At 45.7% G+C, this 12311-nt stretch carries 11 protein-coding genes; 6 read left to right on the plus strand and 5 right to left on the minus strand.

Annotation, left to right across the window (positions count from 1 at the left end):
• Positions 1 to 24: 24 nt before the first annotated feature.
• Both RT422_RS09280 and RT422_RS09285 read right to left on the minus strand, forming a co-directional pair.
• Entirely contained in the window at positions 25 to 276 is a 252-nt protein-coding gene (locus tag RT422_RS09280; RefSeq protein WP_007115096.1) for a YheV family putative metal-binding protein, read from the minus strand.
• 39 nt (positions 277 to 315) lie between these two features.
• Positions 316 to 2535 (minus strand): M3 family metallopeptidase, encoded by a 2220-nt coding sequence (locus tag RT422_RS09285; protein ID WP_313422046.1) that lies wholly within the window; start codon positions 2533 to 2535, stop codon positions 316 to 318.
• Between the two features lie 297 nt (positions 2536 to 2832).
• Here RT422_RS09285 and RT422_RS09290 point away from each other — a divergent pair, with 297 nt between their 5' ends.
• Positions 2833 to 3621 carry an endonuclease/exonuclease/phosphatase family protein gene (locus RT422_RS09290; protein WP_313422047.1) on the plus strand — a complete coding sequence of 263 codons (789 nt, stop codon included), beginning with the start codon at positions 2833 to 2835 and terminating at the stop codon, positions 3619 to 3621.
• A gap of 182 nt (positions 3622 to 3803) precedes the next feature.
• A complete protein-coding gene (locus tag RT422_RS09295; RefSeq protein ID WP_050324861.1) occupies positions 3804 to 4076 on the plus strand; it encodes a hypothetical protein in 273 nt (90 codons plus the stop codon).
• A 164-nt stretch (positions 4077 to 4240) separates the two neighbouring features.
• Here RT422_RS09295 and rnr read toward each other — a convergent pair whose 3' ends face one another.
• Positions 4241 to 6616, minus strand: coding sequence for a ribonuclease R (rnr, locus tag RT422_RS09300; RefSeq protein ID WP_050324860.1), 2376 nt, complete (start codon positions 6614 to 6616; stop codon positions 4241 to 4243).
• A gap of 381 nt (positions 6617 to 6997) precedes the next feature.
• Here rnr and rlmH point away from each other — a divergent pair, with 381 nt between their 5' ends.
• Both rlmH and RT422_RS09310 read left to right on the plus strand, forming a co-directional pair.
• Complete coding sequence (gene rlmH, locus RT422_RS09305) at positions 6998 to 7504, plus strand: 23S rRNA (pseudouridine(1915)-N(3))-methyltransferase RlmH (RefSeq protein ID WP_284035076.1); 507 nt, start codon at positions 6998 to 7000, stop codon at positions 7502 to 7504.
• Positions 7505 to 7661: 157 nt separating this feature from the next.
• The gene (locus RT422_RS09310; RefSeq protein ID WP_284035075.1) at positions 7662 to 8486 is read left to right on the plus strand and encodes a DODA-type extradiol aromatic ring-opening family dioxygenase; all 825 of its coding nucleotides are present in this window, start codon (positions 7662 to 7664) and stop codon (positions 8484 to 8486) included.
• A gap of 3 nt (positions 8487 to 8489) precedes the next feature.
• Here RT422_RS09310 and RT422_RS09315 read toward each other — a convergent pair whose 3' ends face one another.
• Positions 8490 to 9731 carry a multidrug effflux MFS transporter gene (locus RT422_RS09315; RefSeq protein ID WP_128680778.1) on the minus strand — a complete coding sequence of 414 codons (1242 nt, stop codon included), beginning with the start codon at positions 9729 to 9731 and terminating at the stop codon, positions 8490 to 8492.
• A gap of 197 nt (positions 9732 to 9928) precedes the next feature.
• Positions 9929 to 10762, minus strand: coding sequence for an archaetidylserine decarboxylase (gene asd / locus RT422_RS09320; RefSeq protein WP_313422048.1), 834 nt, complete (start codon positions 10760 to 10762; stop codon positions 9929 to 9931).
• Positions 10763 to 10913: 151 nt separating this feature from the next.
• On the opposite strand from asd, the gene dtd reads away from it, so the two are divergent.
• Positions 10914 to 11366 carry a D-aminoacyl-tRNA deacylase gene (dtd, locus tag RT422_RS09325; RefSeq protein WP_284035074.1) on the plus strand — a complete coding sequence of 151 codons (453 nt, stop codon included), beginning with the start codon at positions 10914 to 10916 and terminating at the stop codon, positions 11364 to 11366.
• Positions 11367 to 11556: 190 nt separating this feature from the next.
• Positions 11557 to 12255 carry a phosphate regulon transcriptional regulator PhoB gene (gene phoB, locus RT422_RS09330; RefSeq protein WP_007115106.1) on the plus strand — a complete coding sequence of 233 codons (699 nt, stop codon included), beginning with the start codon at positions 11557 to 11559 and terminating at the stop codon, positions 12253 to 12255.
• Positions 12256 to 12311: the final 56 nt, after the last annotated feature.

Raw genomic sequence — 12311 nt, forward strand, 5'->3', positions numbered from 1 at the left:
TTACCCAAACCGCTTAAACTTAGCTTATTTAAACCTAACAATACCCGCGCCATCGTCGCCATAATGAACAGTTTCCTGATGATTGGACTGCTGAATGTCAATGATATCATCGGGTGTTGGGCGACGCTCGGTATAGCCACATGCCGTACATTCGATATACTCATCATACTCGGGCTGATATAGCTGAATCTGAACAACTTTATCCAGTGCTTTGCAGCTTGGACAAGCCACCCCTGCCAAAAATTGACGTTTGGGGCGATTGGATTGATATCTCATAGTTTCTTCTTTTTACTAGCCTGTATTTTGACAACCGTGTTACCAAGCTTGGGTATTGGCGTTATCGGTGTCATCGCTCAGCAGTTCATCATAGCTGCTGGTTAAAAATCCCGAGTGGCGTAACAGCGCATCAATACGGGCTTCACGACCGCGAAATGCCTCAAAGTTGGCTTTTGCAGATTGGCTACCGCCTTTGGCTAAAATGTTATCGCGGAAAGATTTACCAGCGTTTTTATCAAAAATACTGGTCTCTTCAAACTTGCTAAATGCATCGGCTGACAACAGTTCTGCCCATTTGTAAGAATAATACCCTGCCGCATAGCCACCTGCGAAAATATGGCTAAAACCATTGGCAAAACGGTTATAACTGGCGGTCGGCATAATCGACACATCGGCACGCACGCTATCGAGTAACGCCAATAACTGGGGATAGTCGGGTGCTGGGGTTTTGGCATGCAATAACAAATCAAATAGCGCAAACTCTAGCTGGCGCAGGGTTTGCATGCCGCTTTGGAAATTTTTGGCAGCGAGCATACTTTGTAGCATGCTCTCTGGCAACGTTTCACCGGTATCGACATGACGGCTGATTAATGCAATCCCTTCAGGGTGCCATGCCCAGTTTTCCATAAACTGACTGGGTAGCTCAACTGCATCCCACTCGACCCCATTCACGCCTGCCACATCGCCAACATTCACTTCAGTAAGCAGATGGTGCAGCCCATGTCCAAACTCATGAAAGAGCGTTAACACTTCATCATGGGTTAATAAGCTGGGTTTGCCACGCTGTGTGCCCGTTGGCGCAGGGCTAAAATTTGCCACCATAAAACAAACGGGTAACTGCTTATAACCGCTATCATCGTGTTGATAACGCGCTTGAAAGCCACTCATCCATGCGCCACCGCGTTTGCCAGGGCGAGCATATAAATCAAAATAAAAACCACCGATAAGCTGCTGATGTTCATCAAAAACTTGATAAAAACGCACGTCATCATGCCAGCGCTGCGTGCTTGCAGTTTTATCTTCAATTTGAATGCCATACAGTTTTTGCACAATCTCAAATAAGCCTGCGATGACTGTCGGCACTGGGAAGTAAGGACGCACTTGTTCTTGCGATAGATTAAATTGACGTTGTTTGACTTTTTCTGCCAGATACGCCGTATCCCAAGGTCGCACCTCATCGCCCTCATCACCGATGCCAAACGCCAAACCTTCAACCTGCAGTTGTTTTAAATCCTGCATGGCAAAGGGTCGTGCTTTGTCTGCCAAATCCCGTAAAAACTGCTCTACAGTGTCGACATTGTCCGCCATTTTGGTGGCAAGCGATAACTCAGCAAAATTGTCATAGCCCAATAACTGGGCTTTTTGTGCGCGTTTTGCCAAGATATCCGCCATAATATCGGCATTGTTAAATTCTGGCTGCGCTGACAATTCAGAGGCACGGGTGACATACGCACGATACAAGGTTTCGCGTAACTCGCGGTCATCGGCATAGGTCATCACCGCAAGATAAACTGGGATATCAAGTGTCGCGACATAAGGCGTTGCCAATACTTGCTCAGGGAATTTTTCTGTGTATCGCCTGCCCGCATCTGCCAACATGGCAAGCGCAGATTCCGGCAGTCCTGCCAGTTGCGATTCGCTTAACGGTAAAAAGTAGCTTTGGGTAGCATCGAGCACATTATCGGAGAATTTGGCTGATAGCGTAGATAACTCGCTGGCAAGCGCAGCAAATTGCTGTTTTTGCGCCTCCGCCAAACCCACACCGGATAATTCAAAACTTTGTAGCGCCAATGTCAATGAGCGTTGTCTGGCAGGCTCTAAACGCGCAAAAAATGATTGATCGCTCACCACACGCTGATAGCGTTGATATAGCGGGAGATGTTGACCAACCGCCGTGCCGTAAGCAGAAAGCGCGGGCAATAATGCATGATGCAGCGCACGGATTGGCTCATCGCTGACCACGCTATTTAAGTGCGATAGCAACCCCCAACTGCGGTCTAATGCCAAATTCACATGGTCAAAAGCGATGATATCATTGAGTGCTTGTTGGCTGCTGAGTTTTGTATCGTTAACTTGGCTATTAGCTTGCTCAGCTTTGTTATCGAGGTCATCGAGCCCAGCTTCATCATCGAGCATAGTCAAAAACGCATATCCATTCGCCAACGCCTCATCAATTGCCGTTTTGAGTCGCTCAAGCGCTAATTGATTAAATTCAGCAAGGTGCAAATTTTTTGTCGGATTTTCTACATCGTTGGTCATATTGTTTTCCAATTTTTTATCGCTCATTGATGATTGAGAGTAAAAGTCGTCATTGCCCAAAATTTTAGCATAAAAACCGCAACGCTTGGCAAAGCTACCCCATTTTGCTACGCAGCTTTGCTACATACGTTTGCGACATAAATGTCGACAACCATTATATTGTGACAATTTTTTGTCAAAACAAGCCAGCGGTACAATTTCACGTTAAAATAATGCCATGTCTATCACTGTGATTTTATTATGCGCTTACTAACACCTAAAAAAATAACACCTAACCCAGTAGCATCTAACGAAATAGTGTCTAACCAAGTAGCAGGCGCCCAACAACCAAAAAACAGCCTAATCATCACCAGTTATAACATCCATAAAGGCATGTCACCCCTCAATCGTTTTGTCAAAATCGAAGGCATCGCCGCTGCACTTGACCAAGTGCAATCTGATATTATCTGTTTGCAGGAAGTCCAAGGTCAAAATCTCAAACGGGTGGTGAAATACAATGAATTTCCCGACCAGTCCCAACATGAATGGTTTGGCGAGTATCTACAGCTTGAAAACAGCTATGGCAAAAACGTCGAATATAACCACGGTCATCATGGCAATGCGGTACTAAGTCGCCATCCGCTCGATCCCAAACACAATGTCAATATTACAGTGAGCCGCCTTGAGCAGCGTGGTGTATTGCACTGCGAAATCCAGCCCAAAGGCTGGCATACGCCCATTATCGTGCTTTGCGCGCATCTAAACTTAAGGGAAAATGACCGTGAAAAACAATATGAGGTGATAAGCCAGTATATCAATAACGAAATCGACCAATCCACGCCGCTGATATTGGCAGGCGATTTCAATGACTGGAAAAAGTTATCCTGTCAAAAGCTTGGCTGTGACCTTAATTTACAAGAAGCCGTGCTGACCCACCATGGCAAATTACTGCCCACCTTCCCTGCCAAGCTTCCGGTATTAAGCCTTGACCGTATCTATGTCCGTAACCTACAAGTACACCGTGCTTGGGTGCATAAGGGACAACCTTGGTCAAATCTCTCTGACCATTTGCCGGTTAGTGCCGAAGTCAGTCTGCTGCCAGATTAGACATTAAAAGATTAACAGATTAAACTTGCATGATTTTTGCAGCAAGGTAGCCTAGCAATTTTTATAGACATGACTGTCAATTTTTGTCCTAGCGAAACCCGATTTGACGTTTTAAGCCACAGACTTTAGACGTCAGGCTTTACACGTCGGTTAGCCAAATTGACGCTACACTGGAAATCCTCATGCAGCCAAAATTACTCATTATTTTTGCGATATTAGGCATCACCGCACTCGCCATTTTTAACCTAATATCATCACATCGTACCCAGCAAGTCATTGCATCCAATCAAGCCAATAGTAGTGCCGCCTCGGCGCCCCTAGCCATAGCATCAAACGATACGTCATCGATTGGCGAGCAGCCTAAACAAGTGCTTGATAAAGCAACAACAGATTTGAATCAAGCCGCTCAGACGTCATCCAACAACTTGGCAAGCGCAGAAAAAACCACGCAATAATAATTTGGCGTATTAGCTGCTAGTAACGCCAAGCAAGACTGGTTAAAGGGCATCAAGTGGCTAATATTAAATAGCTAAGATTAAGTAGTCAAAGGTGTTTTTTGTTCTAGCAGGTATTTGTCTGAACGATAAAAAAGGGCAAATTGTATTGCCCCTTTTTTTCATTAACGAGATTTGTTGCGCGCGTTACTTTTATTTTTAGCGCTTTTTGCTTTCCTGACGTTCTCATTTGGCTTAGATGGCGCGTTAGGATTAGATGGCGCGTTGGGATTGGATTGAGCCTTAGAATTAGAGGCCGCTTGTGATTGACCGCGACTTTTGCCTTTACCGCGATTATTAAATGACGATTTTTCCAGCTGTGCCACCAAATCAAAATCAATCTGCTGGGTCTCCATATTGACGGCAGCGACTTTGACACGGATTTTATCACCGAGTCCGAACACCAGTCCTGATTTTTCACCAAATAACTGCTGCGCCTTGTCATCATATACAAAGTAATCTTCGCCCAAATGCGAGATATGAATCAAGCCATCAATGAATAAATCGGTGAGAGTCACGAACAAGCCAAAATTGGTCACTGTGGTAACTACTGCATCAAATGCTTCACCGATATGGTCTTTCATATAATGGGCTTTTAGCCACTGCTCAACAAAACGGCTGGCTTCATCGGCACGGCGCTCTGTCATTGAGGTCTGCTCACCCGCATCTTCTAGTGACCAATCTGGCAGCGGCGCCTTTTTGCCCGTCACTTTGGCTTTGATGGCACGGTGTAGCATCAAGTCAGGATAACGGCGAATCGGTGAGGTAAAGTGGCTGTATTCCTCATACGCAAGCCCAAAGTGTCCAATATTAGTCGGTGCATAGTTAGCTTGCTGCATGGAGCGCAGTAGCACACTATGGATACTAATCGCATCAGGGCGCTCGCGTGTCGCTTCAATGATACGCTGATAATCTGCCTGTGTCGGGTTTTCTTCAGGAAATGACAAACCAAAATGCTTCACAAAGTCACTGACGCGAGCGGCTTTTTCTGCCTCTGGGGTATCATGATTGCGATACAAGACCGGCAATTCATGCTTGAGCGAAAACTCAGCCGCGCAGGTATTGGCAAGTAGCATCATCTCTTCGATGAGCTTATGCGAGTCACCACGCGTCCGTGCCACAATGGCGCTGATTTTGCCTGCTTCATCAAACTTGATATAAGTCTCTTGGGTTTCAAATTCCATCGCATGGCGCTGTTCGCGTTTGACCAATAGCACTTTGTACAAATCATAAAGCACATCAATCGATTTTTTGACCGCTTTATTACCGGTGATAGTGACAGGCACTTCGGCTTTGGGCGTTTCCCCTTGCGCTTGGGCAAAATAATCATTGACTTGGTTATAAGTCAATCGCGCTTGAGAGTGCATCACGCTTGGATAAAACTCATAGCTGGTCACGTTGCCGCTACGCGATAGTATGATGTCGGCTACCATACACAAGCGGTCAACACTTGGGTTTAACGAGCAAAGCCCGTTGGAGAGTTTTTCAGGGAGCATCGGCACCACAAAATGCGGAAAATACACCGATGTACCACGTTCATAGGCTTCTTGGTCAAGTACTGAGTTGGCAGTCACATAATGACTGACATCGGCAATCGCGACCACCAAGCGATAGCCACCGCCGCGACGTTTTTCGGCATAGACGGCATCATCAAAGTCGCGCGAGTCTTCGCCATCAATGGTGACTAGCGGCAACGCACGTAAGTCGATACGGTCTTGATAGTCTTTTTGCGTCGGCTCTTTGTAGGCATCGACTTGCTGCATGACTTTTGGGCTAAACTCATGGGGAATATCGTAATTTAGCAGCGTGGTTTTGATAATCAATTCACGCTCGTTATCATCGACCAAGCTTTCAGTAATTTTCCCCGTCGCGTATTCATGCTGGGTGGGATAGTCGATGATATCGACTTTGACGGGATCACCCATTTTGAGTTGTAACGCTTCGACGTTTTCTTCCGTCACCGTAATCGGTTGATGATTGTTTGGGCTAATGAGTTCTACAAAGTAACCATCGTCATCTTTTGCAAGTTTGCCAATATATTGTAGCTGGGCATGGGATACCACCGACAACACACGACCCATCATACGACCACGGTTGTCGGTGCTAGTAGCGATGGCTTTTACTTTATCGCCATGAAATACCCAGCGCATTTCAGTTTCATTCAAAAACAAATCAGGCATATCCTCAAGCACGACAAAGCCAAAGCCTTTGGCATGGGCAGCGACCACGCCAGCCACAGCATCGTTCTCAGTCAATGGGCGATAAATATAAGGATTGCCACCGTCGGCATCACGGCTTAATTGTCCATCCCGCAGCATGGCTTTTAAGCGGTTGCCCAGTGCGTCGTACTCGTCGTCATCTAAATCAAAAATCGTCGCAAGCTCGTGTTGGGTAGCTTGTCCGCGCTCAAGTAGGGTTTGCAAAATCAGTACACGGCTTGGAATCGGGTTGTCATAGTTGGCTGCTTCAACAGCGGCATTGGGATCTTGCCAATTTTTCATATTGTTGTCGTCTTTTCTTATCATTTAAAATTTGTCATTTAAACTTTGTCATGCAAATTATTTTATCACCTTCGTTAAATGCTAGGGGAAGTATTATCCATCACAGCGATAAAATCATGTTAAAATTTTGTTGCTAAGCTTAGTTTTAGTTCAGGCTTTAGCTCAGCTTAGGTTTTTAGGCTTTATCGCATTGTATATGGGTGCGTTGCAAGCGTTTTTAAATGGTGGGTTTTTAAATGGTTCGTTTTAAGCTTTAATATAGCTGGAATTAAGCCTTAATATAGCTGGCTTCGATAGCGAGTGTTCAATGGCTAACGGTGAATTACCACAGTGATATAGACAGCGACATAGATTGGTCAAAAAAATAACAGAGGGGAACCCATGAAAGCAAGAATTTTAGCCGTTGGACAAAAAATGCCAGCTTGGGTGCAGACGGGATTTGACGACTATTATAAACGTATTCAGCCCATGCTCAGCACCGAAATCGTTGAAATCCCCGCCTGCAAACGTGCCAAAAACCCCTCGCCTGCTGAGCTTGAAAAATATGCTATCACCGAAGGTGGGCTAATTCTGCAAGCGCACCAAGCCAAAAACTCAGCAGGCAAACGCGAGCAGCTGATTTGCCTAGACGTCCGCGGCAAAAATCTATCAACCGAAGATTTAGCGGCTAAAGTTGGCGAAGCCATGCAGCTGGGTGATGACATGGCGTTTGTGATTGGCGGTGCTGATGGCATTTCAAAAGAGGTATTAGCCAATGCGACATTCAAATGGTCGCTGTCCAATCTTACCTTGCCGCATCCGCTCGTGCGCGTGCTACTGATGGAGCAGCTGTACCGCGCTATGACCATTATTCATCATCATCCGTATCACCGCGGTGATTATTTTTAATTTTTTTTAGTTGACCTGTTATGTTTGATTGTGTATGAAATCGCTGACATGGCTTGTTTTTGCGGATTTTTCCCTTATTTAACCTATTAATCCTTTTTAGTTAATCCTTATTAATTCGTTATCATTTCTATTTATCACGGCAACTTTAAGAAAATTGATGGAAAAAACCGAAAAACAACCAATCAGCCTGCAGCCATTTTTACCCAAAACACCGTACCAACTTTATACCTTGCCCAGTTTGTTTATTTCACATGGGGCGCCGACGATTGCCATCGAAAACAACCGTACTACCCAAGCGCTGAACAAATTTGGGCAAAATCTGCCAAAACCACGCTTGATTATCATCATCTCTGCGCATTGGCAAAGCCAGCATCTAGAAATCAATGGCAATGCCGCGCCCGCTACTTGGCATGATTTTAGCGGCTTTCAAAAAGCGCTGTATACCATCGATTATCCTGTCAAAGGCGACAGCCTGATTGCTGAGCAGCTGGCACAGCAGTTGCAGGCTTTGGGCGTTAGCACGTCGGTCAATCGACTGCGTCCGTTTGATCATGGGGTATGGTCGCCACTGGTGCATTTGTATCCGCAGGCCGATGTGCCGATTGTGCAGCTTTCGCTACCGCAGCATTTTGATAGTTATGCGTGTTTTCAGTTGGGGGCTTTATTGGCACCGCTGCGGGCAGAGCAAGTATTACTCATCGGCTCTGGCAGTGTCACCCATAATTTGGCGCAGGTACAGTTTGATAGCGGTGAGGTGGATGCTGAGGCACGTGAATTTAAATATTGGTTGATTCATCAACTCAAACAACATATGCCAACGGCTTTAGATTGGCGGGCGCATCCATTTGCCCATCACAATCACCCCACCCCTGAGCATTTATTGCCGTTATTTTTTGCGGCAGGCGCAGGCACAAAGATGAGCATCGTGCATGAAAGTTTTGCCCATTTTAGTTTGGGTATGGATGTGTATCGGTTTGATTAATCCTTAGTCCACATCCGCCACATCGAGATTTTTGTCGATTTGAAATACCAAAAATGCGCCAATAGTCATGAGCATAAACATGGTAATACCCAGCTTGGCCACGGGATTAAAGGGCAGGATATTTAATACTAATCCGCCAAAAATACCGACGACAAAGTTAAGTGAGCCTTGCAAGGCACTCGCCATGCCAGCGCGGCGTTTTTGAAATGCCAAAGCAATCGCACCTGAATTGGGCTGAGTGAGTCCTAACCCTGCAATACAACAAAAAATGCTGGCGAGCACCAACGGTAGCCAAGCTTGCGTGCCAAAAACTAAGCCTAGCAGCATCAAACACGCCGCCGCGATTACTTGCATCACCGCCCCAAATCGCAGCAAGCTGACTAGACGATAACGGTTCACCAGCCATTGATTGACCTGTGTCAACCCAATAAAACCTGCCGCATTCATGCCAAAAATCCAGCTAAAATGCTGCGGCGTCACCCCATACCCTTCCATAATTAGCTCAGGTGCCGCGCTGATATACACAAACATCGAACCCATCAGCAGCCCTGCACCAATCGCAGGATAATTAAACTGGGTGTCTTTAAGCAAATCCCAGTATTGACTGAGCACGTCATTCATCGGACGGTTGTTGCGAAACTCATCGGTCAAGGTTTCATGCAGAAACAGCCGGGTCAGCACGATATTTAAAATACCAAACCCTGCCAAAAACCAAAAAATCACCCGCCAACTGGCGACTTTTAACAACAACGACCCCAAGCTTGGTGCCAAAATCGGCGCAATCCCCATCACTAGGACCATCAGCGAAAAAGCCTTTGCCATTTGCTTGGGATGCAAGCGGTCACGAATCATCGCCCGCGACACCACCGTTCCCACACACGCGCCCAACGCCTGTAGCGTTCGTGAGACAAACAACACGTATTCATTGGTAGTAGTGGCGCACATCACCGAAGCAATCACATACAGTACCATGCCCACATACAAGGGCTTAATGCGCCCAATCCGATCCGAAATCGGACCATAAAACAACTGCCCGACCACCAATCCCACAAAATAGGCAGGCACCGAATTGGACATAAAAGCCGTTGCCACGCCAAAATCTTGTGCCATACTGGGCAAAGCCGGCAAATACATATCAATCGACAGCGGACCGATGGCAATAATCAACCCCAAAATCATAATCCAAACGGTTGGATAGTCTAAGTCGTGCGATGGTTGGGGGTGCGGTGTTGGCGGTAGGTTCATAGTGATCAATTTAAATAAAAAAGCGCGTCTAAATAAAAAAGCAGGCAAAAATTATAAGTCGGCTATTATAAACAAATTTCCCTAAAATATTTTTCGTTATCGTTTAGTTTATGTGAGCAATCAACCATGCAGATTGGCTAAAACACAGCATAAAAAAGGCAGCCTTTGCTACCTTTTTTAGCCTATACCTTGACAGCTTACTGCAAAAAAGTACCCAGACGTTGACCCATTGTCACTGGCACTGAATTATAAAAACCTGCGCCCCAAGCCATGCCCGCTGATTTTGGTAATACCACAATCGCCGTTGAACCCAAATAAAACCGCCCAAGTTCATCGCCTTTTTTCAATGTCATGTGATGGGTTTGACGCTGCACGCGATCGCTACGTTTGATTTTGCCTGTGGCCACTGTTTCAATCCCTGCTACAATCATCGCCCCGACTAGCACAACGCAAGCTTTACCAAATTCGGTATCAAACACACACACGCAGCGCTCATTACGGGCGAACAAATCGGTAATGTTTTCAGCGGTCTCATTATTGACCGAAAATAACTGTCCTGGCACATAGATGGTTTCTACCAAGGTACCGTCAAACGGCATATGCACGCGGTGATAATTGGTCGGTGCCAAATACACGGTGACAAAACTCCCCTCTTGCATGGCTTTGCCAAGTTCATAATCCGCGAGCAATTGCCCAACTTCATACGATTTGCCTTTGGCTTGCAGGATTTGGTCTTTATCGATTTGTCCCAATTGCGATATCATGCCATCTGCAGGACAGATCAGCGCATCTGGGTCATCGTCAATCTTGCGCGCGCCGTCTTTGAGCTCACGGGTAAAGAAATCATTAAAACTGTCATACTGAGAAAAACTACCGCGCGCATATTCCTCTAGCTTGATGCCATACACCGAAGCAAAGGTACGAATAAAGGTTTTTTTCACCATCGGATGACGGCTTTGGGCAAGACGACCTGCGATTTCACTGATTTTTTGTTGTGGGACAAGCGATTGTAACGTCGTAAACAAGGTCATAAGTTACTCGAGATTGGCATTTTAAAGTTGGCTTATTATAATCAAAATCCCCCTTAGAATCACGGTATATTAAACACTGGGCTACGAGTTAAGCGACAAGCTAGCTTTTCAGTTAATCCGCTTACGCTCAAACTGACGGATAGGAACAATCATGAAAGCAGTACTACAACGGGTGAAATTTGCCAAAGTAGAAGTTGGCCAAGCGCCTCACCAACAACAAATCGTCGGCGAGATTGCACATGGCGTACTTGTTTATCTTGGACTTGGGCATGATGATACGCTCGCGATGGGGCAAAAAATGATTGATAAAATCCTCACCTATCGCGTATTTGAAAATGAGCAAGGCAAAATGGATAAAAACGTGCAACAAGTCAATGGCGGCTTACTGTTAGTGTCGCAGTTTACCCTCCTTGCCAACACCCAATCGGGTAGACGTCCTGATTTTAAGCCTGCGATGGCGCCCGACACTGCCAAAGCTTTGTTTGCGCAGATAGTAGCGTATGCCAAGACGCAATATGCAACTGTGCAGACAGGCGAATTTGGCGCAGATATGCAAGTCAGCAGTTGCAATGATGGTCCGATAAATTTTATTTTTGAACTGTGATGCGACGTGTATTAAGTAATAAAAATTGAGTCAAACACCGAATTTTTTACAACACCACAAATAAAACCATTAAAAACTTATCGTTGTCATTTTTTTGTCATATTCTGAAGTTGTAATATGGGCATTGTAATATTGTTGTCATAAAATTATTTTGACAAACACTTGCCTATTTTTATCGCTTGAGAAATTTATGAAAAATGAAACTATTTTGGTAGTGGAAGATGAGCCTGCCATCCGAGAAATGATCGTGACCACACTAGAGATGGCAGGATTTGATTGTTTGCAAGCCTCAGAAGTCTCTCAAGCCCATCATTTGGTGGTCGATCATCGTCCCAACCTCATCTTATTAGATTGGATGCTACCCAATGGGCTATCAGGCATTGATTTATGCCGCCGCCTGAAGAAAGATGAAATGCTCTCTGAAATTCCTATCATCATGCTCACCGCCAAAGGCGAAGAAGACAACAAAGTTCAAGGACTTGACGCTGGGGCAGATGACTATATCACCAAGCCGTTTTCCACCCGTGAATTGGTTTCCCGTATCAAAGCGGTATTGCGCCGCAGTAGCGCATTGTCAGGCGAAAAACCCATTGACGTAGGCGGCTTGTCGCTAGACCCTGCCAGCCAGCGCGTGAGTGCCAATAACAAAGCGGTGGATATCGGACCGACAGAGTATCGGCTACTTGCTTTCTTTATGAGTCATCCCGAGCGGGCTTATACTCGCACCCAGCTACTCGATCAAGTGTGGGGTGGCAATGTGTATGTCGAAGATCGTACCATTGATGTGCATATCCGCCGCCTGCGTAAAGTGCTTGAGCCATTTGGGTTTGCGGACTATATCCAAACTGTACGTGGCACAGGCTATCGCTTTTCTAATAAAATCGACTAACAATAGCCTTATTAATCGCATTGAAATTTTTGCCAACTTATCCCAACTTCGCTATA

The organism is Moraxella sp. CTOTU49803 (assembly GCF_032097965.1).
Taxonomy (GTDB): domain Bacteria; phylum Pseudomonadota; class Gammaproteobacteria; order Pseudomonadales; family Moraxellaceae; genus Faucicola; species Faucicola tetraodonis.

Excerpts from the sequence above, each read along its gene's own strand:
- rlmH (WP_284035076.1), top strand. The coding sequence starts at position 6,998 with ATGAAAGCAAGAATTTTAGCCGTTGGACAAAAAATGCCAGCTTGGGTG.
- dtd (WP_284035074.1), top strand. The coding sequence starts at position 10,914 with ATGAAAGCAGTACTACAACGGGTGAAATTTGCCAAAGTAGAAGTTGGC.
- RT422_RS09315 (WP_128680778.1), bottom strand. The coding sequence starts at position 9,731 with ATGAACCTACCGCCAACACCGCACCCCCAACCATCGCACGACTTAGAC.
- asd (WP_313422048.1), bottom strand. The coding sequence starts at position 10,762 with ATGACCTTGTTTACGACGTTACAATCGCTTGTCCCACAACAAAAAATC.
- RT422_RS09295 (WP_050324861.1), top strand. The coding sequence starts at position 3,804 with ATGCAGCCAAAATTACTCATTATTTTTGCGATATTAGGCATCACCGCA.
- phoB (WP_007115106.1), top strand. The coding sequence starts at position 11,557 with ATGAAAAATGAAACTATTTTGGTAGTGGAAGATGAGCCTGCCATCCGA.
- RT422_RS09310 (WP_284035075.1), top strand. The coding sequence starts at position 7,662 with ATGGAAAAAACCGAAAAACAACCAATCAGCCTGCAGCCATTTTTACCC.
- RT422_RS09285 (WP_313422046.1), bottom strand. The coding sequence starts at position 2,535 with ATGACCAACGATGTAGAAAATCCGACAAAAAATTTGCACCTTGCTGAA.
- rnr (WP_050324860.1), bottom strand. The coding sequence starts at position 6,616 with ATGAAAAATTGGCAAGATCCCAATGCCGCTGTTGAAGCAGCCAACTAT.
- RT422_RS09280 (WP_007115096.1), bottom strand. The coding sequence starts at position 276 with ATGAGATATCAATCCAATCGCCCCAAACGTCAATTTTTGGCAGGGGTG.